This window comes from Muricoccus radiodurans (assembly GCF_050154705.1).
Classification (GTDB): domain Bacteria; phylum Pseudomonadota; class Alphaproteobacteria; order Acetobacterales; family Acetobacteraceae; genus Roseomonas; species Roseomonas radiodurans.
Genome location: NZ_CP189561.1, coordinates 1,516,220 through 1,542,182 on the forward strand (window position 1 = coordinate 1,516,220; position 25,963 = coordinate 1,542,182).

The following is a 25,963-nucleotide window of genomic DNA, read 5'->3' on the forward strand; positions in this document are numbered from 1 at the left end:
TGACGCCCTGGGAACGGGTGAGGGCGCCGTCGTCGCGAGGCATCCCCTGATGCGGGAGAATGGCGCAGCCGCATTAAGGAAGAATTTCTTCCGTCATCGTTGAATGCGCCTGCGCATCCGACGTGCCGGGCGGCTCTCCGCCACGTCCATCCTGTCGAGTGGGGGCGATGAGCGTTCAGGACGAACACGACCACTGTCTGGCGGCGCCGCTTCTCTCGGAGGCGGATGGCGCGTGCCTCACGGATGCGCGTCCGACGGTCCCGCGGCGGGCTTTCGGCGGGCGTCTCGCCGCGCTCGCCGGCTTCGTCGGCTTCCTGCCAAAGCCCTCCCCCGCCGCGAACGAGGAGCGCTTCCTCGTCTATTATTCAGACCAAGCGCCCGCCACGGCGCTGCTCCCCTATCGCTGGCTCGTGCTGGACGGCCAGCACCACCCGCCGCTCGCCCCGGCCATCGCCGCTGGCGCCACGGTTTTCGGCTATCTCAGCGCCGGCGAGTCGGAGAGCAACCGCGGGACCTACGCCGCCGCCCGCGCCGCCGGCCTGCTGCTGGATGAGAACCCGAACTGGCCCGGCAGCTTCTACGCCGACGTCCGCCGCCCCGAGTGGCATCGCCTCGTCCTGGAGGAGATGGTGCCGGCCCTGCTCTCCCAGGGCTTCCACGGCGTTTTCCTCGATACGCTCGACAACCCGCCCTTTCTGGAGACGCGGGAGCCCGCGCGCTTCGCCGGCATGACCGCCGCCGCGGCCGAGCTGGTGCGCTCCATTCGCCGCCGCTTCCCCGCGACGAAGATCATGCTGAACCGCGCCTACGAGATCCACGGCGCGGTCGCGGGCGTGCTCGACGCCGTCCTCGCCGAGAACGTCTATGGCGGCTACGACTTCGTCAACCGTCGCTACCGCCCGACGAGCGAGGCCGATGCGCGCTGGCAACTCGACAAGCTTGCGGAGCTGAAGCGCGTGTCGCCGGCCATCCGTACCTTCACCCTCGACTACTGGAATCCAGACGACCACGCGGGGCTCCGCCGCCTCTACGCGCGGCAGCGCCGCAACGGCCACCTGCCCTATGTCGCGACGATCGATCTCCACCGCATCGTGCCGGAACCCGGACGCTGAGCGACTCCCGTCCCGCGGCGACGTCGCGCCGCGCGCTGCTGCTCGCGACCGCAGCGCTGCCCCTCGCCACGGTCCTGCCACCGGCCCGCGCGCAGGATGCGTTGCGCGGCCGCACCGTGCCGCGCCGCGTGCTCGCCCTCATCGACGGCCGGATCGAGACACCCGTCTCCCTCAGCGCCGTCCACAGCCAGGCTGCGCTGCCGCTCGAATGGCTCGGCCTCACGCTGCGCTACCACGACGTGCGGGAGCCGCTGCCGCCCGTCTGGGATGATCCGGAGATGCGCGGCGTCCTCACCTGGTTCCCCGAGCCGGGCATCCCCGACATCGCTGCCTTCGCGACCTGGGCGGAGCGCGTCGTCCGCTCGGGCCGCAAGCTCGTCGTCATGGGCGATCTCGCCCCGCGCCCGGGCACCGCGACCGAGGCCGCCGCCTCCGAGGGCCGCCGCCGAATCCTCGCGCTGCTCGGCCTGAGCCCGCGCGATGACTGGTCGCCCATCACCCTGTCCGACCGCGTGCTCCACATGGAGGAGGAGGGCCGGATCGGTTTCGAGCACGGGTTGGAGGAAGGACGGCTCCCGACCTACGACATCTACGAGCCGACCGACCCCGCCCTGCGCTCCTGGCTCGTGGTGGAGCGCGCGGTCCCGCGTCGTGCGAGCCACGTCGTCGCCATCAGCCCGAATGGAGGCTTCGTCGCACCGGGCTACGCGGTGTCGGCGGACGTCACGTCGGGCTCGCGCATCTGGCGCCTGGACCCCTTCGCCTTCTTCGAGGCCGCCTTCGACCTTCGCGACCTGCCGCGGGCCGACTGCACGACCCATTGCGGCCGGCGCATCTACTACAGTCACATCGACGGCGACGGGTGGCGCTCGATCAGCCAGGTGCGCCTGCCCGGCGGCCGTCGCGCCACAACGACCGAGGTGATCCTCCAGCGGATCATCGCGCCGAACCCGGACCTGCCGATCTCCGTCGCGCCGATCGCCGCGGACCTGACGATGCCCGGCGCGGCTGGCGCCCGCGCCTCCGATCTCGCACGCGCGCTCTTCGCCCTCCCGCAGGTGGAGGTGACGAGCCACACCTACACCCATCCCTTCCGCTGGTCCTTCTTCGCCGACTACACGCCGGAGAAGGAGCGTCCCTACGCCGACGCCTACCGGCGCATGGCCGCCAACCCCGCCGGCCTCGTCGAGAGCCACGTGGAGGCGAATTCTGGCAGCGGCGGCTCCGAGGAGCTCGGCGCATACGCCGTGCCGCGCGCCTTCCCGGACCCGCCCTACAGCACGGACAACGAGGTGCGCGGCGCCGCGCGCGTGATCGAGCGGCTCGCGCCGCCCGGGAAGCGCTGCATGCTGGTGCAGTGGAGCGGCGACTGCCTGCCCTATCCGGAGATCGTCGCCGCGGCCCAGACGGCCGGACTAGGCAACATCAACGGCGGCAGCACCCGCTTCGACGACGAGTTCCCGACCGTCGGCGCCGTCGCGCCGACCGGCCAGTTCCTGCCGAACGGTGCGGTCCAGGTCTATGCCTCGAACAGCAACGAGAACACCTACACCGAGCTCTGGACAAACCGCTTCTTCGGCTTCCGCGACCTGCCCGTGACCTGGGAGCGCACCGGCACGCCGCGCCGCCTGAAGCCGATGAACCACTACTACCACATGTATTCCGGCGAGCGTCAGGCGAGCCTCGACGCGCTCGTCTCCAACATCGCCTGGCTGCGGACGCAGGAGTTCATCGGCCTTCCCGCGAGCCGCTTCGCCGCGGCGGCCCGCGGCACCTTCACGCTCCGGATCCGGGAGGAAGGGCCGGACGCGTGGCGCCTGCTCGACCGCGGCGGTCTCTCCACGATCCGGCTCCGCGGCACCGCGCGCGTACCGGATCTCGCAGAGTCCCTAGGCGTGCTCGGCGCGCGGGAGGCGAATGGCGACCTCTACGTGGCCCTCGATCCCGAGGTGGAGGCGCCGCTTCTCGTCCTCCGCCCGGCCGGCAGCGCGCCCGTTCGCCCGATGCTGCTGCACGCCTCCTGGGACGTGCGGGCCCTTGCCACATCTCCCGCCGAAGCGCGCTTCCGCACCGCCGGACTCGGCAGCGGCACCCTGTCCTGGCACGTCCCTCGGGCCGGTACCTGGATGGTCGCTGACGGCCGCCGCGATTGGCCCGTGCGCGTCGCCGCCGATCTGCACCTCCCGCTCTCGCTGCCGCCCAGCGCCACGGAGCTCACCGTTTCGATGAGGCTGACATGAGCGCCTCCGCCCTCGCCTCCGCCGCGGCCTTCGCCCCCGGCGCCGTGCCGCCGCGCACCCCATCCCCGGCCGCCGCCTTCATGCTGCTCGGCACCGTGGCCGCGGCGGCCATCGCAGCCTCCGCCTGGATGCTGCCGGGCATGCTGGAGCGCGGCCGCATCGCGCTCGATCGCGGCGACGTCGGCGCTGTGCGGGAGATGGTCCGAACCGCGTCCGAACGCGAACGCCTTGCGGCCGGCGACGTGATGCCGCTGCTCGACATCGCGATGCAGCAGGGCGACACCGACAGCGCCGTCGCCCTGCTGCGCGCTTTCCTCCGCACCAACCCCGACCATGTCGGCGCGCTGCGCGAGCTGGCTGAGGTGCTGGAGCAGGCGCGCCGCCATGCCGAACTCGCCGAGACGCTGGAGCGCCTTCACGCCCTGACGAACGAGGCCGAGCCCCTGGCCCGCGCCGCGGTCCTCTGGGGCCAGATCCGAGAGCCGGAGCGACGTCTCCGGGCGCTGCGCGTGCTCCTCGCCCGCGGCGAGGCGGACGACGACGCGGTGATGGAGCTTGCCCGCGACCGCATCCGCCGGAATGAGCGCGCGGCGGCGGTGGAAATGCTGCTGGACTGGCTGCGGGCGGCGCCGCGCCCCTCCTCCCTCGTGGCCGCCCATGCCGGACTGCTCGCCGTGGACCTGCCGGACGCGGGGGCGATCCTGATCCGCCTCGCCGCGACGCTGACCGGCCCGACCGGGGCGGAAGCGGTGCGGCAGGTCACGCGCGGCCTGCTTCAGCTCGGCCGCGGCGACCTCGCGGCCCGCTTCCTCGACGCCCTTCCGCCGGCGATACAGACGCAGCCCGACGCCGCGATCGCCCTCGCGACCGCGGAGTTCACGGCGGGGCAGACCGCCCCCGCCCTCGCCCGCGTCCTCGCTCTGCGCGAGGCGGGGACCCTGCCCGAGGCGTCGATGCCCTTTCTCGCCGATGTCGCCGTGGCAGAGCGGCGCTTCGATCTGGCGGTGGAGGTCGCGGCGGCGATCCCGCCCGCCCTCTCGCCGCCCTGGCTCGCCCTCCGCCTGTCCGAGGCGCTGCCGCCCACCGAGCGCGACGCCGCCCTCGCCCGCATCCCGGCGGCCAACCTCGCCGGCCAGCCCGCAGTCGCCGCCCTCGCCGCCGCGGCCCGCGGCGACCGGGAGGCCGCACGCCGCTGGGCGCGAAGCGCGCTCGGATCCCTGCCGGAGGCGGTCACCACCCTCGACGCTTTCACGGCGCTCCTGCGCGACCTCGACCTACACGCCCAGGCGTTCGCGGAGGCGCGCGACGCCGCCCGCTCCGGCAGCCCGGACCCGGCCGCGCTGCGCGTCCTGGCTGCCCTTGCCGACACCCCGGCGCGGCAGGCCGAGGCTCTGCCGCTGCTCGCATCCGCGCGCGATGCCGGCATCACAGGGGCCTCCCTCGCCTGGAGCGAGATGGCCCTCGCTGCCGACCGCATCCCCGAGCTGTCCACCTGGCTCCGCGGCGGCGGGCGCGCGGAGCCGAACCTCCTCCTGCAACTCCTGCTTCGCGGCGTGGCGCGGCGCGACGGCGCCCTCGCCCGTCTCGCGGGGGATGCGCTGCTCGCGCGCACCGATCTGCCGCCGGGCTGGACCGGTGCGGAGCTGCGCCTGCTCCGCGATGCGACGGGCCCGCTGGACGCGCGCGGGGTGGCCGGCTGGCTCGACTTCATCGCCGCGCCGTCCACGGGCACCGGGGCGCGGGAGCGTGCCGTCTTCATCCTGTCGGGCCATCCCGACCTCGAGGCCGCCGCGCGTGCGGCCCGCTTGGCAGTCGCGCAGCACGCGGCCTTCCGCCGCCTCGCCGAGGAGGCCGGGACGGGCGGCGAGGAGCTGCACGCCGCACGGCTGCGCGTGCTCGTCGCCCTCTCCCCGGGGCTCGCGGCGCCGCTGCTTGCCCAGGCGGCCGGGACGGACCCGGTCCGCTACGGCCCTCTCCACGTCGCCGCGCTGCTGCAGCAGGCTGGCCAGGGTGGGGTGGCGGTGGCCGCGCTCCGCGCCCTCCTCCCCCGCCTTCCCGCCGCCGCGCGGGAAACGGCCCTCTTCACCGCTCTCCACGCGGCGCCCGCGGAGGCGAAGCCCCTCGTCCAGGCCCTCGGCGCCGCCACTCTCGGCGGCAGCTGGAACAATGCCTTCGAGGAGAGCCTTCTCCGGGCTGGCCGCACCGCCGAACTCGCCGCGATCCTCCGCGCCCGCGCCGCCGACGCGTCCCTCTCCCGCGAACAGCGCCGCGCCCTGGCGGGTCGCCTCGCGGAACTCGGCGACCGGCCGGCCGCCATCGCCGCGCTGCGCGCCCTCTCAGACCGCGCCGCGCCCGACGCGCCGGAGGTGCGGCAGCTCGTCTATCTCTGGGGCCCGCGCCGGGCGCCCGAAGCGGTGGAATGGGCGGGGCGCCGCGCCGACTCGGCGCCGCCCGCCGAGCTTCCGCGCTGGCTGGAGTTCCTCGACTACTTCGGCGCCCCCGAGGCCATCGCCGCCGCGATCGAGGCACGCCCCGAGCTTCTGGGGCGCGACGCGCGGCTCGCCGCCGCCTACAGCGCGGCGCTCTCCCGGCTCGGCACGCCCCGCCGCGCCGCGCCGCTGCTGGAACGCGCCATCGCCGCCGCCTCGGACCCGGCCGTTCTCGCCGTGCTCGGCCCGGCCGCCGAGGCATCCGGCCAGCCCGCCCTCGCCCTGCGCGCGGCCGACACGGTCGCGGCGGCCCGACCCCGCGCGCCCGAAGCCCTGCTCGCCGCCGCCCGCGCCGCCACCGCCGCGCGCCGCCCGGCCCAGGCGGCCGATCACTACGCCGCCCTCCTCGCCACCCGTGCGCCCCAGCCCCCGCAGGTGATGCTCAATGCCGGCGAGGCGCTGATCGCCGCCGACCGCCGCGCCGAGGCGCGCCCCGTGCTGATCGCCGGCCTGGACCGCCTCGGCGCCGGCGACGGCAGCCAGGCACAGGCTCGGCTGCGCGCCCGCTTCCTCTTCCGCCTGGGCCGCGCGCGCGACAGCGCCGCGATCCTGCGGGACCTCGTCACGCGTGACCCGGGCAACGCCGGGCTGCGGGCCGACCTGCTCGAATCCGAGCTGGCGGTCCAGGACCGTTGAACGCGGAAAATCCGCCCTCTCCCCTTCTCGGAACGCATCCCCTCATGACCGCCTTCCTCGTCACGGGCGGGGCCGGATTTATCGGCTCCCACCTGTCCGACGCGCTCCTGCGCGCCGGCCACCGCGTCCGCGTGCTCGATGATCTCTCGACCGGGCGCCGCCACAACCTCGCCTCCCAGGTCGAGTTCATCGAGGGCGACGTGGCCGACCCCGCGGCCGTGCGGGATGCGGTGCGGGGCATATCCGGCGTCTTCCACCTCGCCGCCATCGCCTCCGTCGCCCGCTCGAACGAGGACTGGCTCGGCACCCACCGCGCCAACCAGGCCGGCACGGTCTGCGTGCTGGACGCCGCCCGCGCCGAGGGCCGCATCCCTGTCGTCTATGCTTCCTCCGCCGCCATCTACGGCGACCAGGGCGACGGCCCGATCCGCGAGGATGCCGCTCCGTCCCCGCAGACCGCCTACGGCGCCGACAAGCTCGGCTCCGAGCTGCACGCCCGCGTCGCCGCCAGCGTTCACCGCGTCCCTACCGCCGGCTTCCGCTTCTTCAACGTCTATGGCCCGCGGCAGGACCCCAGTTCGCCCTATTCCGGCGTGATCAGCATCTTCGCCGCCCGGATCGCCGCGCGGCAGGGGATCACCATCCACGGCGACGGCGGCCAGGTCCGCGACTTCGTCTTCGTGGCAGACGTGGTGGCGCATCTGATAGCCGGGATGCGCGGGCTCGCGGAGGGCGCGCCGCGCGCCGAGGTGTTCAACGTCTGCACCGGGTGCTCCACCTCCATCCTCGATCTCGCTGCCACGCTGGCGGAGGTGGCGGGCACCACGGTCCCGATCCGGCATGGAGAGGCCCGGCTCGGCGACATCCGCACCTCGCTGGGAGACCCGTCCCGGGCCATCGCTGGCCTCGGCGTCCGGGCCCTGACCCCGCTGCGGGACGGCCTCTCCACGCTCTGCGGACCGGCCCTGACGCAGCCGCTCCCGCGCGCGGCCTGATCGGCTTCGCGACAGCCCTTGAGAGGGGGGAGGAGAGCGTCCTCCTCCCCGTGGGATGCCACCGGCGGGGCGGCTCGCGGCGCACCTGTCGCCACGGCGGAGCAACCCCGTTCATGTCGCTCGCGCGTATCATCTCGATGAAGCTTCGATTTCGGGCTTTTCTTTTCCCCCGTCCGGTGCCACCTGAGCCCCATCCGCGCCCCCGCTCGATTCATGCGGCCGGGGCCCGGGCCCCCATCAGAGAGACACGATGCGAACCCTCAAGGGCACTGATTTCAACGACCGCGCCAAGAACTCGATCGAAGCCAAGAAGGCGCTGCTGGCGCGCTTCCAGTCCCGCCCCACCGAGGACGACCCCGAGGTCGCCGCCCGGCGGGAAGAACGCCGCCGGATCGTCGAGGCGCGCGAGGTGCGCGAGGCCGAGCGGCGCCGCCTGAAGGAAGAGGAACGCGCCCGCCAGGAGGCCGAGCGCCTGCGCCTCATCGCGGAGGAGGAGGCCCGCCAGGCCGAGCTCGCCCGCCAGGCCCTGGCCGAGATCGAGGCGAAGAAGAACCTCCTTCTCGAGCAGAAGCTCGAGCGCGACCGCCGCTACGCCGCTCGTAAGGCCCGGGCCTCGGGCAAGCGCTGAGCGCCAGCGGCCCCGCCGCCCTGGCGGGACCGCAGGAGACACGCGCCGGCTCCCGCCCGCCCTTTCCGGCGGCGGCCGGCGCGTCGCTATTCCGGCTTTACGTCGGCGACCCGGATGACCTCTGCCCAGCGGCGGATGTCCTCCTCCAGGAAGCGCCCCATGGCGTCCGCGTCCCGCACGTTCACCGTCATGCCGCTGCGCGTCACCGGCTCGCGCACGGACTCCCGCCCGATGGCCGCCAGGGCCAGCGCCCGCAGTCGCGCCAGGGCCGGTTCCGGCACGCCCGCCGGGGCGAAGAGCCCGAACCACGCATCCGCCTCCACGCCCTGCACGCCCGCCTCCGCCATGGTCGGAAGCTGCGGCAGGTGCGGCGACCGGTTCGGGGAGGCCACCGCCAGCGCCCGCAGCCGCCCCGCCTGAATCTGCCCCAGGACCGAGGGCGTGGTGGCGAAGGACAGGTCCACGTGTCCGCCCATCAGATCATTCATCATCGGCGCCGTGCCGCGATAGGGGACGTGCACCATGTTCACGCCGGTCTTCGCCCGGAACAGCTCCAGCGTCAGGTGAGACGCCGATCCCTGCCCCGTGGAGGCGCAGGTGAGCCGTCCGGGCTCAGCCCGCGCCATCGCCAGCAGCGCCGCGACGTCCGTCGCGGCGATCTCCGGCCGGACCACGAGCAGGTGCTGCAGGTCCGCCATGCCCGCGACCGGCCGGAAATCCCGCACCGGGTCGTAGCCGCCGCCGTTCGGCAGCAGCGAGATGTTCGTCGCATGTGTCTGGTTGGACGCGAGGATGAGTTGCGTCCCGTCCGCCGGCCCCCGCGCCACCCGCACCGAGGCGATGGCGCCGCCCCCGCCCGCCACGTTCTCCACCACAACGGCGGTGCCGAGATCCCTGGCCATCTCCGCCGCCACCAGCCGGGCCAGCGCGTCGGTCGGTCCGCCGGCGGGATAGGGCACGACGATCGAGATCGCCCGACCCGGCGTCCAGGCCGCTCCCTGGGCCCGCGCCGCCACCGGCAGGGCAGCCGCCGCCAGCCCGAACAGCCCACGCCTCGCGATCATCCGCTTCCTCCCGCCCTCGGCCGCGCGCGGCGGCCCCTTGGCGGCGACGGATGCCACGGATCGCCGGCCCGGGGAACCGCGCCCCCCCCCGGGGCTGACGCCCCCTTGCGGAGGCGCCAGACTGCGCCACCCGCCGGGAAGGAATGCCGATGTTCTTCGAGGGCTTCACGCTCGAAACCCGGGAGGCGAACGGCCAGCGCATCCGCCTCCGCCGCGGCGGCGAGGGGCCTCCCCTCCTCCTGCTGCACGGCAACCCGCAGACGCATGCCATGTGGCACAAGGTCGCGCCCGCCCTGGCGCGCCGTCACACGGTGATCTGCCCGGACATCCGGGGCTACGGCTTCACCAGCAAGCCCGGCGTCACCAGGGGCGCGGCCCATTTCGCCAAGCGCGAGATGGCCGCCGACCTCGCCGCGCTCATGACCGGCCTCGGCCATGACCGCTTCACCGTCATCTCCCACGACCGCGGTGCCCGCGTCGCGCATCGCCTGGCGCTGGACTACGCCGACCGCGTGGAGCGCCTCTGCACCATGGACATCGTGCCGACGCTCGAGCACTTCGAGCGCACCGACATGTCCTTCGCGCTCGGCTATTATCACTGGTTCTTCCTCGCCCAGCCCCACCCGCTGCCCGAGCGCATGATCCTGCGAGACGTGGACGACTGGTTTCGCCTTCACTCCTCCCGCGAGCCGAAGGATGACGGCTTCTTCCATCCCGAGGCCCGCGCCGACTACCTCGCCGCGCTGCACCTGCCGGGGACCGTGGAATCCATCTGCGAGGACTACCGCGCCGCCACCGGCATCGACCTCGACCATGATCGCGCGTCCCGCGCCGCCGGGGAGCGCATCCGCTGCCCGCTGCTCTCCCTCTGGGGCAGCAAGGGCAAGATCGGCCAGTGGTACGACCCATTGGCCATCTGGCGCGCCTATGCCGACGGCCCCATCAGCGGCCACGCCGTCACCAGCGGCCACTACCTCGCGGAGGAAGCTCCGGAGGAGGTCCTCGCCGCGCTGGAAAGCTTCCTGCCGTGATCCGTCCGTGGCTCCCCGCAGCCCTCGTCGCGGCCTGCGCCCCGGCCGCGACCGGGGAGCCCGGACAGCCCTATGACCGCCGCGAAGGACCGATCGAGATCCGCACCACCGAGGGTACCGAGGCCGTGCTCACCCTGACCATTCGCATCACGCAGTCCGGCCGAGCCGATATGGGCGCGCTCGAGGCGCGCTGCCGCCGCGAGGTCCGGCGGATCGGCGAGGCGGAGGCCACGCGGCAGCGCCGCTCCCCGCCCTTCCTCGTCAGCAGACGCTCCTCGGCAGCCGCGCGGTGCATGGCCCGGGCGGGCAGAGCAGCCACTGCACCGTGGAGGCGCCGACCTTCCCGGACGTCGGCCGGCCTTGCGGCCGCCGCCCCCGGTCCGGCGAGCCCCTACGCCGCCGCCACCGCCCGGATCGGCCCTCGCGTTGCCCAGTTCACCACCACGGCGCCCAGACCGACCGCGATCATCACGGGCCAGAAGGCGTCGTAATTGCCGGTCCGGTCCACCAGCACCGCCGCGGCGCCCGCGCCGAGGAAGCCGCCGATCTGGTGGCTGAAGAAGCACACCCCGTAGAGCGCGCCCATATCAGCCACGCCGAAGCGCCGGGCGATCGCCGCCGCCGTCAGCGGCACCGAGCCCAGCCAGATGGAGCCGAGCGTCGCCGCGAAGAGCAGCGTCCCCCACTCCGTCACGGGCAGCGCGGCGAAGAGCGCGATCGCCACCGTCCGCACCAGATAGATCCCGCCCAGTGCCACCTCCGGCCGGATCACGCTGCCCAGCCGTCCGCAGAGCCAGGAGCCGGGGATGTTGAACAGCCCCACCAGCATCAGCGACGTCGCCGCCACCCAGGGCGGCATGGAGCAGAGCGCGAGATGCGCCGGCAGGTGCGTCGTCAGGAAGGCGAGCTGGAACCCGCAGGCGAAGAAGCCGACGGTCAGCAGTGCGAAATCGCGATGCGCCAGGGCGTCCCGCGCCAGCGCCGGCAGTTCCATCAGCCCGCGGCGCGGCGCGGCGCTTCGCGGGGCCGACCATTCCATGACACGCGCCGCCGGCAGGGTGAGCAGCACCGCCACCCCCAGCGCGCCGAGCGCGGCCGCCGCGCCGAACCAACCGATCCCGATCTGCGCGTAGGGCACCAGCAGCGCCTGCCCCACGGATCCCCCGGCCGCCGCGATCCCCAGCAGGTTGCCCCGCTGCTCCGGCGGCGCCGCGCGCCCCACCGCCGCCATGACGCTGCCCGAGCCGCAACAGGCCACGCCCAGTCCCGTCAGCACGCCGATGCCCAGCAGGGCCGTCAGCACGGAGGGGAACAGCGCCACCATCAGCAGCCCGATGGCATAGAGCACCCCGCCCACCGCCGAGACGCGGCCCGCGCCGTAGCGGTCGCCGAGGGACCCCGTCACCGGCTGGGCCAGCCCCCAGGTGAGGTTATGGACCGCGATCGAGAGCCCGAGCGAGACGGGGGCGATGCCGGCCTCCGTGCCGAGTGGCAGAAGGAACAGTCCGAAGGTCTGGCGGATCCCCATCGCCATGGAGGCGGTCACGGCGGCCGCCACGACCACGGCCCAGATTCCGGACGGCTTCGTCACCCTGCGTCTCCCGGCGTTTCCGCAACGACGCTACCGCAGAGCGGCGAAACCTCAGCCATGCTCAGGCCGCAACGGTGTCGCGCGCTGCTCGGGTCTCTACGCCGCCCCGGCCAGACGGTCCTCCAGGGCGCCGATGGCCGAGATGTCGAGATTCGCGAAGGCGATCCGGAGATGCGTGTCCGCCCCGGCGAAGGCCGGTCCGGGCAGGACCATCATCCCGTGCTCCAGCGCCAGCCGCTCCGCCACCGACCAGGCGGCTTCCGCCCCGAAGGGATGCCGCACATAGGCGAAGTAGGTCCCCAGCGCGTCCAGCCGCCACGCGGGCAGGCGCCCGAAGGCCGCCCGCACCGCCTCCACCCGCTCATTCGTCCGCGCCCGCTTCTCCGCCCGCCAGTCGCCAAGGGCGCCCAGCCCCCAGGCAACCGCCATCTGTCCCGCGCGGGCGGGGCAGATCTGCACGTTGTCCAGGACCTGCGTCACCGCCGGCATGATCGCGGGCGGCCCCGCGATCGCCCCCAGCCGGTGTCCTGGGATCGCGAAGGACTTCGAGAAGGAATAGAGCTGGACGAGGTTGTCGGGCCAACCACCCTCCACCAGACCATGCGGCCGCGCCCGCTCTGCCGGCAGGAAGTCGCGATAGGTCTCGTCCAGGATCAGCCAGATCCCGCGCCGCCGGCACAACGCCTGGAATTCCGCGATCAGCTCCGGCGGGTAGATCGCGCCGGTTGGGTTGTTCGGCGTGACCAGCAGGATCGCCCGCACGCGCTCGTCCAGCAGCGCCTCCGCGGTCCCAATCTCGGGGATGAAGCCCCGCTCCGCCCCGCAGGGCAGCGCGCGCGCCTCGATCCCCAGCATTCCCAGCGTCATGCCGTGGTTGAAATACCAGGGCGTCGGCACGATCACCGCGTCGCCGCGCCCGGCGATCGCCATGGCCGCGACGAAGAAGGCCATGTTGCAGCCCGCGGTGATCGCGACCTGCCCCGCCGCACAGGGCCCGCCATAGAGGGCGGAGACCTCCGCCGCATAGGCCTCCCGCAGCGCCTCGTCGCCCGCGATCACGCCGTAGGTCGCGGCCGCCGGACTCCCGGCCGCCTCCGCCAGCTTCTCCAGCATGGCGGGCGGCGGCGGATAGGCCGGCGCCGCCTGGCAGAGGTTCAGCAACGGGCCGCGAGCGCCCGAATAGGCCCGTCCCCAGGCCTGCACGCGCGGGATTGGCGGGCTGCCGGAATCGAGGAGCAGCGGGTTGAGCGAGGGCATCGGCAAACTCTGTCCCAAAACATCGCCGGTCAGACGGTGAACTGCTCCGCGATGATGCGCTCGCTCAGCCCGTGATCCGGGTCGAACAGCATCGTCAGGCGCAGCGACCGGTCCTCCCGCACCTCCACGCGCCGGACGTCGCGCACCTCCGTGTAGTCCGCCACGGCCGCCACCGGGCGCTTGCCCGATTCCAGGATCTCGAACACCACCTCCGCCGCCGCGGGCAGCAGCGCCCCGCGCCAGCGCCGGGGCCGGAAGGCGGAGATCGGGGTCAGCGCCAACAGGTTCGCCCCCAGCGGCACGATCGGCCCGTGTGCCGAGAGGTTATAGGCCGTGCTTCCCGCCGGCGTCGCCACGAGCACCCCGTCGCAGATCAGTTCCGGCACCCGCTCCCGCCCGTCCACCAGGATGCGGATCTTCGCCGCCTGCCGCGTCTCCCGCAGCAGCGACACCTCGTTGATCGCCAGCGCCTCCCGCACCTCGCCGCCGCCGCAGCACACCGCGCGCATGTGCAGGGGATGGAGCAGCGCCGCCTGCGCCACCTGCAACCGCTCCGCCAGCCCCTCCTCCCGGAAATCGTTCATCAGGAAGCCCACGCTGCCGCGGTTCATCCCGTAGACCGGCAGGTTGCGGCCGAGGAAGCGGTGCTGCGCCTCCATCATCGCCCCGTCACCGCCGAGCGCGACGACCACCGCCGCCTCCTCCGGAGTGGCGTCCCCATGGATCGCCGTCAGCCTGTCGCGCGCGGATTCCGCCGCCTCGGTGGCCGCGGCATGGAAGGCGATCCGCCCGCGCAGGTTCCGCGGCAGCTCCGGCGCGGCGTCCACCCCGTCGCTCAGCGTGGTGCCCACGTTCAGGCCAGCCGCCGGTGCTCAAGGACGGGCATGTCCCGCCGCACCCGCGCCGTCACGTCCCGGTCGATCCGCGCCGTGGCCCAGCCAACCCCATCCGAGCACTTCGCCACCACATGCCCCCAGGGATCGCAGATCAGGGAATGCCCGTAGGTGTGGCGTGCCGCGGCGCGCTCGGTGTGCTGGCCCCAGGTGGCCGGCGCGGCGAACCAGCACTGCGTCTCGATGGCGCGCGCGCGAATCAGCACCTCCCAGTGATCCTTCCCCGTCTGCAGGGTAAAGGTGGAGGGCAGCATCACCAATTCCGCCCCGGCACGCCGCAGCGCCAGGAACAGCTCGGGAAAGCGGATGTCGTAGCAGATCGCCAGCCCGACCCGCATGCCACCGATCTCCGCCGTCACGACCGAATCGCCGCCCCCGTAGGCGTTGCTCTCCCGGTAGCCGGTCCCGTCCGGCCCCACGATGTCGAAGAGGTGGATCTTCCGGTAGCGCGCCACCTCCCGCCCATCCGGGTCGAAGACGACGGTCGTGTTGAACAGCTTCTCCCCGCCGCCCTCCCCGATGCTGCCACCGTGCACGTGGATCCGGTGCACACGCGCCAGGTCGCGCAACGCCTCATAAGCCTCGCCACCCGCCTCGCCCGAACCCGCGGGTGGGAGCACCTCGGCCGCCGCCAGCCGTGCGGCGCGATCGCCGCCCAGCATCGTCCAGATCTCAGGAAAGGCGATGAGGTCCGGCCGGTCCGCCGCCACCGCCGCCTCCGACAGACGCCGCATCTGCGCGAGATTGGCCGCCTTGTCGGCGCCGGGATTCATCTGGACGACCGTCACACGCATCAGGCGCCCTCCTCGGCGACCGGCCGCATCAAGCGCGCCCGGAGGAGGCGCGACAAGGGCGGCCGCCTCTCAACGCTTGACGAGACCGGTCAGCCGAACGATCCCCGTCGCAAACGGAGGACCGCCATGCCCACCCGCCGCGCCGCCCTGGCCGCTGCCGCCCTGCTCGCCGCCCCCGCGATGGGCCGCGCCCAGTCCGGCGCCCCCGCGGGTTCGTGGCCCAACCGGCCCATCCGCCTGATCGTCGCCTTCGCCGCCGGCGGCGCGGCGGACAGCGTCGCCCGCGTCGTTGCCCCGCGCATGGGCCACCACCTCGGGCAGACCGTCGTCGTGGAGAACCGAACCGGGGGCGGCGGCTCCACCGGCGGCGCCGCGGTGGCCCAGGCGGCGCCGGACGGTCACACGCTGCTCTGGGATGCCTCCTCCCACATCGTGAATCCGAGCCTGCTGCGCGGCCTGCCTTTCGACTACGCCACGGCCTTCCTGCCGGTCTCGCTCGCCGCCACCTTCCCGCAGGTGCTGGCCGTGAAGGCCGACAGCCCTGCCCGCACCGTCGCGGAGTTCGTGGCCCTCGCGAAATCCCGCCCGGGCGCGCTCGGCATCGGCACGCAGGGGAATGCGACGGCGGGCCATCTCGCCCTGGCGCAGTTCCAGCGCCTCACCGGGACGGAGGTGACCCACGCGCCCTATCGCGGCGGCGCCGACGCGGCGCGGGACCTGGCGGCCGGCGTGCTGGACGGCGTCTTCATCACCGCCCTCTCCGCCGGTCCCATCGCCGATTCCGGCCGCGCCCGGCTCCTGGCGGTGGCGACCGAAACGCGCCTGCCGAAGCGCCCTGACCTGCCGACCTTCGCCGAGGCCGGCCTTCCCGGCCTGCTGATCTCGGAGTGGTGCGCGCTTTTCGCGCCCGCCGGCACGCCGCCCGAGATCGCTCAGCGCCTGCACAGCGCCATGACCGCGGCGTTGGCCGAGCCGGAGACGCGCGCGCGCCTCGACACCCTCGTCGCCCTGCCTGTGGGGTCTTCCCCGGCGGACTTCGCCACGTTCGTGCGGGAGGGGCGCGTGACCATGGCGACTCTTGTGCGGGAGGCGAATATCCGGGCGGAGTAGTCCGGGCGGACCGATTCCTAGGGGCGGGTGGTCGGAGGCCCGCCCCCACCCCCGCGGGCCATGAGCCCGGTCACAAGCGCGGCCACCAGCGCGACCGCGGCCACGATCAGCAACGCGATCGAGAAGCCGAGCTGCAGCACCCGCGCGACCAGCGCCAGCAGCGCGAAGAGCACCGCCAGCCCGAGAGCCCATCGCATCATCCTGTCCAGATCCCTCGCCGCCATACGGGGAACGGCGGTGCGGCATCCGAGTTGTCCCGCCTCCGCAGGAAGGCCGGATCACGCCCCGCGAGAATCCGGACAATCGGACCCGGCGCGATCGTCGGGCCGTCCCGCGCCTACTCCCGTTCCGGCTCGAGCCGCCGGATGTCGGGCCGGACCGCCAGCACGGCGCGCGCGAGCACGCCCGGCCAGGGCGCCCCACGCGGCGGGATGGTGAGCGTCGCATCCCCTTCATCCAGCAGGATCAGGTAGAAGCGCTCGGTCCGTGCGTCATAGCCGAGGAAAAGCCCGTCCTTCGCGCAATTCCTACCCTCGCAGGCCCAGCCGAAGACGAACCGGCCATCCTCGACCCGCAGCCCCTCCCCGCCCGACGCCATGAGATGCCGCGCGACATAGGACATCCGCCCCCGCACCACGGACCGGAACCCGATGGCCACGTCCGGATGCCCGGCCAAGGCCGAAACCGGCCGCCCAGCCAGCTCCAGCGGCGAGGGCTCGGCGGACGCCTGCGCCCCGAGGAGCAGCGCACAAAGAAGAAGGGCGAGTGGTCGCCCACCCGCCCTTCCAGAAATCCCGAAGCGAAACCGCTTCACGCCTCGGCGTTCTCGCCCTCGGCCTCGACCTCGGCCACCGGACCGCTGTCCAGCCCCTTGGCGGAGACGTCACGCTCGACCAGCTCGATGATCGCCATCTGGGCCGCGTCGCCGTAGCGCACGCCGGCACGGAGCACGCGGGTGTAGCCGCCGTTCCGCGCCGAGTAGCGTGGCGCCAGCGTGTCGAACAGCTTGCGCACCACCGCCTGGTCGCGGATCTGCGCGGAGGCCTGACGACGCGCGTGCAGGTCGCCGCGCTTGCCGAGCGTGATGATCCGCTCGACATAGGGGCGCAGCTCCTTCGCCTTCGGCAGAGTCGTCGTGATCTGCTCGTGCTTCAGGAGAGAGGTTGCCATGTTCCGGAACATGGAGATCCGGTGGGCGGAGGTGACGTTGAGCTTCCGCCCGGCCATTCCGTGACGCATTGGTTCTGATCCCTAACGGACGGGCCCCTTAGAAGGGCTCGTCCACCTTCCGCGCGAGGTCCTCGATGTTCTCCGGCGGCCAGCCGGCCACGTTCATCCCGAGGCTGAGACCCATGGAGGAGAGCACCTCCTTGATCTCGTTCAGCGACTTCCGCCCGAAGTTCGGCGTGCGCAGCATCTCCTGCTCGGACTTCTGCACGAGGTCGCCGATGTAGACGATGTTGTCGTTCTTCAGGCAGTTCGCCGAACGGACCGACAGCTCCAGCTCGTCCACCTTGCGGAGCAGGTTCCGGTTGAACGGCAGGTCGTCCTCGACCTCGGCCGTGCCGCGCGCATCGCGCGGCTCGTCGAAGTTGATGAAGAGCTGCAGCTGGTCCTGGAGGATGCGGGCGGCGAGCGCCACCGCGTCATCCGGGGCCACCGTACCGTCCGTCTCCACGTTCAGGACGAGCTTGTCGTAGTCCGTCCGCTGGCCAACGCGGGTCGGCTCCACGCGATAGGCCACGCGACGCACCGGGGAGTAGATCGCGTCCACCGGGATGAGGCCGATCGGCGCATCCTCCGGACGGTTCTCCGCGGCGGGGACGTAGCCCTTCCCGGTCGCGACCGTCAGCTCGGCGTTGAGACGCGCGCCGTCGTCCAGCGTGCAGATGACCAGGTCGGGGTTGGCGATCTCGATGTCGCCGGTGACCTGGATCTGCCCCGCCGTCACCTCGCCCGGGCCGGTCGCGGTGAGGGAGAGCCGCTTGGACCCCTCGCCCTGCATCCGGATCGCGAGCCGCTTGATGTTCAGGACGATGTCCGTGACATCCTCCCGCACGCCCGGCAGGGACGAGAACTCGTGCAGCGCCCCGTCGATCTGCACGGCGGTGACCGCCGCGCCCTGGAGCGAGGAGAGCAGGACGCGCCGCAGCGCGTTGCCGAGCGTCATGCCGAAGCCGCGCTCCAGCGGCTCCGCCACGATGGTGGCCACGCGGGACGGGTCGTTCCCGCCCTCCACGTCCAGCCGCTCGGGCTTAATGAGGGACCGCCAATTGCGGTCCATCGCACCACTCATCGTGGAGGACCTCCGTTCAGATCAGACGCGGCGACGCTTGCGCGGGCGGCAGCCATTGTGCGGGATCGGCGTCACGTCCTTGATGGCCGTGACATAGAAGCCGACGGCCTGCAGGGCGCGCAGCGCGGACTCGCGGCCCGAGCCGGGGCCGGAGACCATGATCTCCAGCGTCTCCATGCCGTGCTCGCGCGCCTTCTTGCCCGCATCCTCCGCCGCGACCTGCGCGGCGTAGGGGGTGGACTTGCGGCTGCCCTTGAAGCCCTGGGAGCCGGAGGACGACCAGGCGATCGCGTTGCCCTGGCTGTCCGTGATGGTCACGATGGTGTTGTTGAAGGAGGCGAGCACATGGGCCACGCCGGAAGAGATGTTCTTCCGCTCCTTCTTGCGGGGACGCGAGCCCCCGGACTGCGGCTGACGCGCCATCTTACTTCGTCACCTTCTTCTTGCCGGCGATCGCCACGGCCTTGCCCTTGCGGGTGCGGGCGTTCGTGTGCGTGCGCTGGCCGCGAACCGGCAGGCCGCGGCGGTGCCGCAGGCCGCGGTAGCAGGCCATGTCCATCAGCCGCTTGATGTTCATCGCGGTCTCGCGGCGGAGGTCGCCCTCCACGCGATAGTCGCGGTCCAGCGTCTCGCGGAGGCGCAGCAGTTCCTCCTCCGACAGCTGGTTCACGCGGCGCTCGGCCGGGATGCCCAGCTTCTCGCAGATGTCGGACGCGTTCTTCGGTCCGATGCCATAGATGTAGCGCAGCGAGATGAGCACGCGCTTGTTGTCGGGGATGTTCACGCCGGCGATGCGCGCCACGTTGCTCTCCTGGAGCCGTCGCTCCGTTGGGGCCGGACCTGACGGTGACCGGCGAGGTGATCCTGGCCCGCCGGTGCACCGCCGGACCCGTAAGACATCAATGCAAGCGGGAACGCGGCGGGGTGGATGCCCTGCCGCGAAGGGGGACGACTTAAGCCCGGCCCACTCCCGAGTCAAGGGATTGTTGACCTTCCAGCACCGCCTCGATCTGACCAGAGACGGTGGCCATGTCCGCCATCCCGTCCACGTGCTTCAGCTTACCCTGGGCCGCATAGTAGGGCAGCAGCGGTGCCGTCTGACGGTGATAGGCGTCGAGCCGCGCCGCCACGGTCTCCGCCTTGTCGTCCGCCCGCCGGACGAACTCGTGGCTGCCGCAGACGTCGCAGACCCCGGGCTGCTGGGTCGGCTTGAACCGGTCGTGGTAGCCCGTCCCGCAAGAGGCGCAGGTGAAGCGCCCGGCGATCCGCTCCACCAGGGCGCCGTCATCGACCTTCAGCTCGATCACGTGGTGCAGGGCGAGGCCCATCTCCCCGAGCATGACGTCCAGCGCCTCGGCCTGCGGCACGGTGCGCGGGAAGCCGTCCAGGATGAAGCCCCGGGCACAGTCCGGCTTCGTCACCCGCAGGGCGAGCATGGCCGTGATGATGGCGTCCGGGACCAGGTCCCCCCGTTCCATGATCGCCTTCGCCTGGAGCCCGATCTCGGAGCCCGACCGCACCTCGGCCCGCAGCATGTCGCCGGTCGAGATCTGGGCGACCCCATGCCGGTCCTGCAGCAGCTTCGCCTGTGTCCCCTTCCCGGCCCCCGGTGGCCCCAGCAGGATCAGATTCATCCCTCGCGTCCCCCCGCCCCGCTCAGCGCCTGGCGGAGCCGCCGCGCGGCGGCACGGGCTGCGGTCCCCGGCCCGGCATCCGGGCCTTGCGAATCAGCCCCTCATACTGATGGGCAAAGAGATGGGACTGCACCTGCGCCACCGTGTCCATGGTCACGGAGACGATGATCAGCAGCGACGTGCCGCCGAAGTAGAAGGGCACGCTGTACTGGGAGATGAGAATCTCGGGCAGCATGCAGACCACGCAGAGGTAGATCGCACCCACCAGGGTCAGCCGGGTCAGCACCCGGTCGAAATACTCGGCCGTCGCCGCGCCGGGCCGGATTCCCGGCACGAAGCCACCGTACTTCTTCAGGTTGTCCGCCGTCTCCTGGGGGTTGAACACCACCGCCGTGTAGAAGAAGGAGAAGAAGATGATCAGCGCCACGTATAGCGCCATGTAGAGCGGCTGCCCGTGGGCCAGGGTGGCCGCGATCCGGGTGAGCCAGGTCTCCTCCTGCCCGGCCGAGAAGCCGGAGAAGGTCGCCGGCAGGAGCAGCAGGGAGGAGGCGAAGATCGGCGGGATCACGCCGGCCGTGTTCAGCTTCAGGGGCAGGTGGGTCGAATCCCCGCCGAACATCCGGTTCCCCACTTGGCGCTTCGGGTACTGCACGGGAATGCGCCGCTGCGCCCGCTCCATGAAGACCACGAACGCGATAACCGCCAGCGCCATGATCAGGAAGAACAGGATGAAGAAGGCGGAGATCGCGCCTGTCCGACCCAGTTCCAGGGTCGAGATCAGGGCGGACGGCAGATTCGCGACGATCCCCGCGAAGATGATCAGCGAGATACCGTTGCCGATGCCACGCGCGGTGATCTGTTCACCGAGCCACATCAGGAACATCGTCCCGCCCACCAGGGTGGTGACGCAGGAGATGCGGAAGAAAATGCCGGGATCATGCACCGCCGCCCCGAAGCTGCCGCGCATCGATTCCAGCCCCACCGCGATCCCGTACGCCTGGAAAAAGGCGATGAGCACGGTCAGGTAGCGCGTGTACTGGTTCAGCTTCTTCCGCCCGGTCTCGCCCTCCTTCTTGAGAGCCTCCCAGGACGGAATGGCCGCCGACATCAGCTGCACAATGATCGACGCCGAGATGTAGGGCATGATGTTCAGCGCGAAGACCGTCATCCGGCCCAGCGCCCCGCCCGAGAACATGTCGAACATCCCCAGCACGCCGCCACCATGCTGGGCGAGGATCTCGCCCATCACGGCCGCGTCCACCCCTGGCACGGGGATGTAGGTGCCGATCCGATAGACGATCAGCGCTCCCAGGGTGAACCAGAGCCGCTTCTTCAACTCCGTCGCGCGGGACAGCACGCCGAGGTTGAGATTGGCCGCGAGCTGCTCGGCGGCGGAGGCCATGGGAAGGTCCCTTCTCACGACTGCGGCGCCGGGGAGAGCCCGCGGCGCCGCAGAACACTACAATAGATCAGGTAGCCAGAGCACCGCAGCGGATCAAGCCGCCGGCGTCTCCTCGGCCGCCGCCTCGCGCACGGTCACGGTCCCGCCGGCGGCCTGCACCGCGGCGATCGCCGCGGCCGAGGCCCCGGCCACGTTGACCGTCACCGCGCGGGTGATCGCGCCCTTGGCCAGCAGCCGGACCCCGGCCTTCTTGCCCACGCGGACCAGCCCGGCCTTCTCCAGCGCCGCCTCGTCCACCGTCTCCCCGGCCGGCAGGGTTCCGGCCGCGAGGGCCTTCTCCAGCGTGCCGAGGTTGATCACGGCGTATTCCTTGCGGAAGAGGTTGTGGAACCCCCGCTTCGGAAGCCGGCGGTACAGGGGCAGCTGGCCGCCCTCGAACCCGTTCAGCGACACGCCGGTCCGGGCCTTCTGACCCTTCACGCCGCGGCCGCCCGTCTTGCCCTTGCCGGAGCCGATGCCCCGGCCGATGCGCTTGAACTTCGGGCGGGCACCCTCGTTGTCGCGCAGCTCGTTCAGCTTCATGTCCATCCTCCGGAGGGACCGATCAGCCGGGGGCTGAAGCCCCCGTGCCCGATCAGGCCCCGCCCTCGACCTTCACCAGATGCGCGACCTTGCGGATCATCCCGCGCACGGCCGGGGTATCCTCCAGCTCGCGCGAGCGATGCAGCTTGTTCAGCCCGAGCCCGATCAGCGTCTCGCGCTGGCCGGGCTTGCGCCCGATCGGCGACCCGGTCTGGGTCACCTTCACGGTCGCCTTGGCAGACGTCTCAGACATTCGCCGCGGCCTCCGCGTCCGGGGCGGCCGTCTCGGTGCGGGCCGGCGGCAGGATATCGGTGACCTTCTTCCCGCGCCGCGCCGCGACCGAGCGGGGAGAGGCGCAGCGCGCCAGGCCCGCGAAGGTCGCCTTGACCATGTTGTGGGGGTTCGTGGTGCCCGTGCACTTCGCGACGACGTCGCCCATGCCCAGCACCTCGAAGACCGCGCGCATCGGACCGCCCGCGATGATGCCCGTGCCGGCCGGAGCCGCGCGCAGGATCACGCGCCCGGCGCCGAACTCGCCGATCACGTCGTGGTGCAGCGTCCGGCCCTCGCGCATCGGCACGCGGATCAGGCCCCGCTTGGCGCGCTCGGTCGCCTTGCGGATCGCCTCCGGCACCTCGCGCGCCTTCCCGGCGCCCCAGCCCACGCGGCCCTTCTCGTCACCCACCACGACCAGCGCGGCGAAGGAGAAGCGACGGCCACCCTTCACCACCTTGGCGACGCGGTTGATGGTGACGAGCTTGTCCTTGAACTCGTCGTTCTCGCGATCCTGGCGCTGATCGCGGTTCTCGTCGCGCCGGCGGCCGCGGCGGCGATCGCCGCCCTCCCCGCCATCGCCGCCCGGACGCTGCCCACCGGGACCGCCGGAGCGCGGCGGACCGGAACGCGGTGCGTATGCCATGCTTATGCGCTCCTCAGAACGACAGCCCGCCCTCGCGGGCGCCGTCCGCCAGGGCCTTCACCCGGCCATGGTAGAGATAGGGACCGCGGTCGAAGACCACCTCGGTCACGCCCGCGGCGAGCGCACGCTCCGCCACCAGCTTGCCGATGGCCGTCGCCGCGTCGACGTCCGCGCCGGTCTTGGTGCCCTCGCGAACCGACTTCTCCAGCGTGGAGGCCGCGGCGAGCGTCCGTCCCTGCTGGTCGTCGATCACCTGGGCATAGATGTGCCGGCCGGAGCGATGGACGGACAGGCGCACGCGCCCGCCGCCCTTGAGCTTCAGCTGGTAGCGGTTCCGCGAACGGCGCCGCTGCGTGAGATCGAGCTTGTTCGCCATTACTTCTTCTTACCCTCCTTCCGGAGGATCTGCTCACCCTCGTACTTGATCCCCTTGCCCTTGTAGGGCTCGGGACCGCGATAGGCGCGGATCTCGGCGGCCACCTGGCCCACGCGCTGCTTATCCGCACCCTCCACCCGGATCGCCGTCGGGCGCTCGGTGGTGATCTTGATCCCCTCGGGGATCGCATAGCGGATCTCGTGGCTGTAACCGAGGTTGAGCACCAGCTCCTTCCCCTGCACCGCCGCGCGATAGCCGGTGCCGTTGATCTCCATGGACTTCGAGAAGCCCGTGGAAACGCCCGTCACCATGCCGTCGATGAGGGAGCGCGTGGTCCCCCACATCGTCCGGGCCGCCCGGTCGTCCCCGCGAGGGGCCACCGCCACCTCACCGTTCTCGACCGTGACGTCCACCTTGTCCGTCAGCGGCAGGCGCAGCTCGCCGAGCTTGCCCTTCGCCACCACGGCACCGTCCTGCAGGGTGACCGTCACCCCGGCCGGCACCTTCACCGGATACTTACCGACGCGAGACATCTGTGCCCTCCCGTCAGAACACGCGGCAGAGGACCTCGCCGCCGACATTGGCGGCGCGGGCCTCGAGGTCGCTCATCACGCCGCGCGGCGTGGAGAGGATGGAGATGCCGAGGCCGTTGTAGTGCTTCGGCAGCTCCTTGATCTTGGAATACACCCGGCGGCCCGGCTTGGAGATGCGGGTGATCTCCTTGATGGCCGGCTCCCCCTCGGCGTACTTCAGCTCGATATCGAGCACGCGCACGCCCGGACGGAGCTCCTCGCCCCTCCAGCCGCGGATGTAGCCCTCGCGCTTCAGCACCTCGAGCACGTCGGAGCGCAGGCGGGAGGCCGGAGAGGACACCCGCGCCTGACGCGCGCGCTGCCCATTGCGGATGCGGGTGAGCATGTCACCCAACGGATCGGATAGCTGCATGGCTTCCCCCTCCCTTACCAGGAGGCCTTGACGAGGCCGGGGATCTGCCCGTTCGAGGCGAGCTCCCGCAGCATGTTCCGGCTGAGCTTGAACTTGCGGTAGTTGCCGCGCGGACGACCGGTCAGGGCGCAGCGCAGCCGCACCCGAACCTTCGCGCCGTTACGCGGCAGCTGCGCCAGCCTCAGCGTCGCCTCGAAGCGGTCCTCGACCGGAAGCTCCCGATCCATCACCACCTTCTTGAGGGCGGCCCGCTTGCTCGCATGCGCCTTGGAGAGCCGCGCACGCCGGTTGTTCTTCTCGACCGACGAAGTCTTGGCCATTCGATCAATGTCCTCCGGAACCTGCCCGCCCCGATCCGAAGATCGGGCCCAGGCGGTTTTCCAAATGCCTCAGTTGACGAAGGGAAGCTGGAAGCCCTTGAGAAGGGCTTTGGCTTCCTTGTCGGTCTTCGCCGTGGTGACGAAGACGATGTCCATGCCGCGGATCGCCTCGACCTTGTCGTAGGCGATCTCCGGAAAGACGATCTGCTCCTTCAGGCCCATGGCGTAGTTGCCGCGGCCGTCGAAGCCCTTGCCGGACACGCCGCGGAAGTCCCGCACGCGCGGCAGGGCGATCGTCACCAGGCGGTCCAGGAACTCGTACATCCGGGCGCGCCGCAGCGTCACCTTCGTGCCGATCGCCTGGCCCTCGCGGATCTTGAAGCCCGCGATCGCCTTCTTCGCCTTCGTCTTCACCGGCTTCTGGCCGGCGATGACGGTCAGCTCCGCCACGGCCTGATCGAGCTTCTTCTGGTCGCCCGCCGCCTCGCCGACGCCCATGTTGATGACGATCTTCTCCAGCCGCGGAACCTCCATCGGGTTCTTGTAGCCGAACTCGTCCATCAGCGCCTTACGGATGCGGGCGTGATAGTCCTGCTGCAGCCGCGGCTGCTCGGCCGCGACGTTCGCACCCTTCTCCTGGGTCTCGCTCATGCGATCACCTCGCCGGAGGCCTTCGCCACCCGGACCTTCTTGTCCCCGTCCATGCGGAAACCGACGCGGGTCGGCTTGTCGCTCTTCGGGTCGATCACCGCCAGGTTGGAGAGGTGGATCGGCGCCTCCTTCTCCTGGATGCCGCCGGGCTGGTTCAGCCCCTGCGGCTTGCTGTGGCGCTTCACAATGTTCACGCCCTGCACCACCGCCCGATTCTCGGTCGGCGACACGGACAGAACCTCGCCGCGCTTGCCCTTGTCCTTGCCAGCCAGGACCTGGACGCGGTCGCCCTTGCGGATCTTCGCGGCCATCACAGCACCTCCGGAGCCAGGGAGATGATCTTCATGTACTTCCGCGCCCGCAGCTCGCGCACCACCGGCCCGAAGATACGGGTGCCGATCGGCTCGTTCTGCTTGTTGATGAGCACGGCCGCGTTGCCGTCGAAGCGGATGGCAGTGCCGTCCGCCCGACGCACCGGATAGGCGGTGCGGACGATCACGGCGCGGTGCACCTCGCCCTTCTTCACCTTGGCCCGGGGGATCGCGTCCTGGATCGCCACGACGATCACGTCGCCGACCGAGGCCGTCTTCCGCTTGGATCCGCCCAGCACCTTGATGCACTGGACGCGCCGCGCGCCGGAGTTGTCGGCCACGTCGAGGTTGGATTCGACCTGGATCATGCGGCCGTCTCCGACTCAGCGGTCGCCGCGTCGCGAACCGGATCGGCATAGGCCGCCGGACGCTCCACGAGGTCGCCGTTGCGGGCGATCACCAGCCAGGACTTCCGCTTGGAAATCGGCCGGCACTCCTCGATCGCGACGGAGTCCCCCTCCTTGCAGAGGTTCGTCTCGTCATGCGCGGCGTACTTCTTCGAGCGCCGGATGAACTTCTTGTAGAGCGGGTGCATGATGCGACGCTCGACCAGGACCGTGACGGTCTTGTCCTGCTTGTCGCTCGTGACCCGCCCGGTGAGGACGCGCTTCGGCATCGCCGGGGTC

General features: G+C 71.8%; 31 protein-coding genes. 7 read left to right on the top strand and 24 right to left on the bottom strand.

Annotated elements, in window-relative coordinates:
• Positions 1 to 167: 167 nt before the first annotated feature.
• The 5 genes from ACP6CK_RS07495 (at position 168) to ACP6CK_RS07515 (ending at position 8,100) form a co-directional block, all read left to right on the top strand.
• On the top strand, positions 168 to 1,112 hold the full coding sequence (locus ACP6CK_RS07495; RefSeq protein ID WP_426958259.1) for an endo alpha-1,4 polygalactosaminidase: 945 nt from the start codon (positions 168 to 170) through the stop codon (positions 1,110 to 1,112).
• Positions 1,113 to 1,213: 101 nt separating this feature from the next.
• Positions 1,214 to 3,352, top strand: a complete 2,139-nt coding sequence (locus ACP6CK_RS07500; RefSeq protein WP_426958260.1) for a polysaccharide deacetylase family protein — start codon at positions 1,214 to 1,216, stop codon at positions 3,350 to 3,352.
• Complete coding sequence (locus ACP6CK_RS07505) at positions 3,349 to 6,477, top strand: hypothetical protein (protein ID WP_426958261.1); 3,129 nt, start codon at positions 3,349 to 3,351, stop codon at positions 6,475 to 6,477. Before ACP6CK_RS07500 ends, ACP6CK_RS07505 begins: the two co-directional genes overlap by 4 nt.
• A 44-nt stretch (positions 6,478 to 6,521) precedes the next feature.
• Complete coding sequence (locus ACP6CK_RS07510) at positions 6,522 to 7,472, top strand: NAD-dependent epimerase/dehydratase family protein (RefSeq protein ID WP_426958262.1); 951 nt, start codon at positions 6,522 to 6,524, stop codon at positions 7,470 to 7,472.
• 250 nt (positions 7,473 to 7,722) lie between these two features.
• Complete coding sequence (locus ACP6CK_RS07515; RefSeq protein WP_426958263.1) at positions 7,723 to 8,100, top strand: DUF6481 family protein; 378 nt, start codon at positions 7,723 to 7,725, stop codon at positions 8,098 to 8,100.
• An 86-nt stretch (positions 8,101 to 8,186) separates the two neighbouring features.
• On the opposite strand, the gene ACP6CK_RS07520 is transcribed toward ACP6CK_RS07515, so the two are convergent.
• Positions 8,187 to 9,164, bottom strand: coding sequence for a Bug family tripartite tricarboxylate transporter substrate binding protein (locus tag ACP6CK_RS07520; RefSeq protein ID WP_426958264.1), 978 nt, complete (start codon positions 9,162 to 9,164; stop codon positions 8,187 to 8,189).
• Positions 9,165 to 9,307: 143 nt separating this feature from the next.
• On the opposite strand from ACP6CK_RS07520, the gene ACP6CK_RS07525 reads away from it, so the two are divergent.
• Entirely contained in the window at positions 9,308 to 10,195 is an 888-nt protein-coding gene (locus tag ACP6CK_RS07525; RefSeq protein ID WP_426958265.1) for an alpha/beta fold hydrolase, read from the top strand.
• Between the two features lie 391 nt (positions 10,196 to 10,586).
• On the opposite strand, the gene ACP6CK_RS07530 is transcribed toward ACP6CK_RS07525, so the two are convergent.
• The 4 genes from ACP6CK_RS07530 to ACP6CK_RS07545 all read right to left on the bottom strand — a co-directional run bounded on the left by ACP6CK_RS07530 (position 10,587) and on the right by ACP6CK_RS07545 (position 14,730).
• Entirely contained in the window at positions 10,587 to 11,786 is a 1,200-nt protein-coding gene (locus ACP6CK_RS07530) for an MFS transporter (protein WP_426958266.1), read from the bottom strand.
• A 96-nt stretch (positions 11,787 to 11,882) separates the two neighbouring features.
• The gene (locus tag ACP6CK_RS07535) at positions 11,883 to 13,043 is read right to left on the bottom strand and encodes an aminotransferase (protein ID WP_426958267.1); all 1,161 of its coding nucleotides are present in this window, start codon (positions 13,041 to 13,043) and stop codon (positions 11,883 to 11,885) included.
• 29 nt (positions 13,044 to 13,072) lie between these two features.
• Positions 13,073 to 13,870: an NAD kinase gene (locus ACP6CK_RS07540; RefSeq protein ID WP_426959888.1), complete on the bottom strand. Its 798-nt coding sequence runs from the start codon at positions 13,868 to 13,870 to the stop codon at positions 13,073 to 13,075.
• A 26-nt stretch (positions 13,871 to 13,896) separates the two neighbouring features.
• Positions 13,897 to 14,730, bottom strand: coding sequence for a carbon-nitrogen hydrolase family protein (locus ACP6CK_RS07545; RefSeq protein ID WP_426958268.1), 834 nt, complete (start codon positions 14,728 to 14,730; stop codon positions 13,897 to 13,899).
• A 126-nt stretch (positions 14,731 to 14,856) separates the two neighbouring features.
• On the opposite strand from ACP6CK_RS07545, the gene ACP6CK_RS07550 reads away from it, so the two are divergent.
• Positions 14,857 to 15,840: a Bug family tripartite tricarboxylate transporter substrate binding protein gene (locus tag ACP6CK_RS07550; RefSeq protein WP_426958269.1), complete on the top strand. Its 984-nt coding sequence runs from the start codon at positions 14,857 to 14,859 to the stop codon at positions 15,838 to 15,840.
• A gap of 17 nt (positions 15,841 to 15,857) precedes the next feature.
• On the opposite strand, the gene ACP6CK_RS07555 is transcribed toward ACP6CK_RS07550, so the two are convergent.
• The 19 genes from ACP6CK_RS07555 to rpsQ all read right to left on the bottom strand — a co-directional run bounded on the left by ACP6CK_RS07555 (position 15,858) and on the right by rpsQ (position 25,953).
• Positions 15,858 to 16,040, bottom strand: coding sequence for a hypothetical protein (locus ACP6CK_RS07555; RefSeq protein ID WP_426958270.1), 183 nt, complete (start codon positions 16,038 to 16,040; stop codon positions 15,858 to 15,860).
• 137 nt (positions 16,041 to 16,177) lie between these two features.
• On the bottom strand, positions 16,178 to 16,516 hold the full coding sequence (locus ACP6CK_RS07560; RefSeq protein ID WP_426958271.1) for a hypothetical protein: 339 nt from the start codon (positions 16,514 to 16,516) through the stop codon (positions 16,178 to 16,180).
• 134 nt (positions 16,517 to 16,650) lie between these two features.
• Complete coding sequence (gene rplQ, locus ACP6CK_RS07565; protein WP_426958272.1) at positions 16,651 to 17,079, bottom strand: 50S ribosomal protein L17; 429 nt, start codon at positions 17,077 to 17,079, stop codon at positions 16,651 to 16,653.
• A 28-nt stretch (positions 17,080 to 17,107) separates the two neighbouring features.
• Positions 17,108 to 18,124, bottom strand: coding sequence for a DNA-directed RNA polymerase subunit alpha (locus ACP6CK_RS07570; protein ID WP_426958273.1), 1,017 nt, complete (start codon positions 18,122 to 18,124; stop codon positions 17,108 to 17,110).
• 33 nt (positions 18,125 to 18,157) lie between these two features.
• Positions 18,158 to 18,559 carry a 30S ribosomal protein S11 gene (gene rpsK / locus ACP6CK_RS07575; RefSeq protein WP_426958274.1) on the bottom strand — a complete coding sequence of 134 codons (402 nt, stop codon included), beginning with the start codon at positions 18,557 to 18,559 and terminating at the stop codon, positions 18,158 to 18,160.
• A 1-nt stretch (position 18,560) separates the two neighbouring features.
• Entirely contained in the window at positions 18,561 to 18,938 is a 378-nt protein-coding gene (gene rpsM, locus ACP6CK_RS07580; RefSeq protein ID WP_426958275.1) for a 30S ribosomal protein S13, read from the bottom strand.
• A gap of 151 nt (positions 18,939 to 19,089) precedes the next feature.
• Positions 19,090 to 19,770: an adenylate kinase gene (locus ACP6CK_RS07585; RefSeq protein ID WP_426958276.1), complete on the bottom strand. Its 681-nt coding sequence runs from the start codon at positions 19,768 to 19,770 to the stop codon at positions 19,090 to 19,092.
• A 22-nt stretch (positions 19,771 to 19,792) separates the two neighbouring features.
• Entirely contained in the window at positions 19,793 to 21,172 is a 1,380-nt protein-coding gene (secY, locus tag ACP6CK_RS07590; protein ID WP_426958277.1) for a preprotein translocase subunit SecY, read from the bottom strand.
• A 93-nt stretch (positions 21,173 to 21,265) separates the two neighbouring features.
• Positions 21,266 to 21,754, bottom strand: coding sequence for a 50S ribosomal protein L15 (gene rplO / locus ACP6CK_RS07595; RefSeq protein ID WP_426958278.1), 489 nt, complete (start codon positions 21,752 to 21,754; stop codon positions 21,266 to 21,268).
• Between the two features lie 52 nt (positions 21,755 to 21,806).
• Positions 21,807 to 22,007 (bottom strand): 50S ribosomal protein L30, encoded by a 201-nt coding sequence (rpmD, locus tag ACP6CK_RS07600; protein ID WP_426958279.1) that lies wholly within the window; start codon positions 22,005 to 22,007, stop codon positions 21,807 to 21,809.
• The gene (gene rpsE, locus ACP6CK_RS07605; protein ID WP_426958280.1) at positions 22,000 to 22,674 is read right to left on the bottom strand and encodes a 30S ribosomal protein S5; all 675 of its coding nucleotides are present in this window, start codon (positions 22,672 to 22,674) and stop codon (positions 22,000 to 22,002) included. Before rpsE ends, rpmD begins: the two co-directional genes overlap by 8 nt.
• Before the next feature lie 13 nt (positions 22,675 to 22,687).
• Positions 22,688 to 23,050, bottom strand: a complete 363-nt coding sequence (gene rplR / locus ACP6CK_RS07610) for a 50S ribosomal protein L18 (protein WP_426958281.1) — start codon at positions 23,048 to 23,050, stop codon at positions 22,688 to 22,690.
• On the bottom strand, positions 23,050 to 23,583 hold the full coding sequence (gene rplF, locus ACP6CK_RS07615; protein WP_426958282.1) for a 50S ribosomal protein L6: 534 nt from the start codon (positions 23,581 to 23,583) through the stop codon (positions 23,050 to 23,052). Before rplF ends, rplR begins: the two co-directional genes overlap by 1 nt.
• Before the next feature lie 13 nt (positions 23,584 to 23,596).
• A complete protein-coding gene (gene rpsH, locus ACP6CK_RS07620) occupies positions 23,597 to 23,995 on the bottom strand; it encodes a 30S ribosomal protein S8 (protein WP_426958283.1) in 399 nt (132 codons plus the stop codon).
• A 14-nt stretch (positions 23,996 to 24,009) separates the two neighbouring features.
• Positions 24,010 to 24,315, bottom strand: a complete 306-nt coding sequence (gene rpsN, locus ACP6CK_RS07625; RefSeq protein ID WP_426958284.1) for a 30S ribosomal protein S14 — start codon at positions 24,313 to 24,315, stop codon at positions 24,010 to 24,012.
• Between the two features lie 69 nt (positions 24,316 to 24,384).
• Complete coding sequence (gene rplE, locus ACP6CK_RS07630) at positions 24,385 to 24,966, bottom strand: 50S ribosomal protein L5 (RefSeq protein ID WP_426958285.1); 582 nt, start codon at positions 24,964 to 24,966, stop codon at positions 24,385 to 24,387.
• Positions 24,963 to 25,277, bottom strand: a complete 315-nt coding sequence (gene rplX, locus ACP6CK_RS07635; RefSeq protein WP_426958286.1) for a 50S ribosomal protein L24 — start codon at positions 25,275 to 25,277, stop codon at positions 24,963 to 24,965. Before rplX ends, rplE begins: the two co-directional genes overlap by 4 nt.
• On the bottom strand, positions 25,277 to 25,645 hold the full coding sequence (gene rplN, locus ACP6CK_RS07640) for a 50S ribosomal protein L14 (RefSeq protein WP_426958287.1): 369 nt from the start codon (positions 25,643 to 25,645) through the stop codon (positions 25,277 to 25,279). Before rplN ends, rplX begins: the two co-directional genes overlap by 1 nt.
• Complete coding sequence (gene rpsQ, locus ACP6CK_RS07645) at positions 25,642 to 25,953, bottom strand: 30S ribosomal protein S17 (RefSeq protein ID WP_426958288.1); 312 nt, start codon at positions 25,951 to 25,953, stop codon at positions 25,642 to 25,644. The genes rplN and rpsQ overlap by 4 nt, the downstream gene beginning before the upstream one ends.
• Positions 25,954 to 25,963: the final 10 nt, after the last annotated feature.